General features: G+C 37.4%; 1 pseudogene. It reads right to left on the bottom strand.

What is annotated here, in order from left to right:
• Nucleotides 1–214: pseudogene (locus G9F74_RS29815) on the bottom strand (RNA-guided endonuclease TnpB family protein); the annotation flags it as partial.

Raw genomic sequence — 214 nt, 5'->3', positions numbered from 1 at the left:
GGCAATTTTATTTTGTTTCCTACAACGGCAATGTTTTCATTTGTTTGTTTTGTTGTGTAAGATTGTACGTTGTTTTTCTTAGATTTGAAACGCGGGGCATTGTTTTGTTTTTTGAAAAGGCGTGTATACGCATCCGTAAGGTTGCGAACAGACGACTGAATCGCAATACTATCCACTTCTTTTAGCCAAACAAACTCTTTCTTCATGGCAGGAA

Source organism: Bacillus sp. EKM202B, assembly GCF_011066025.1.
Lineage (GTDB): Bacteria > Bacillota > Bacilli > Bacillales > Bacillaceae_G > Bacillus_A > Bacillus_A toyonensis.
Note: the sequence above shows the minus strand (reverse complement) of the source record. Positions and strands in the feature narration are given on the sequence as shown.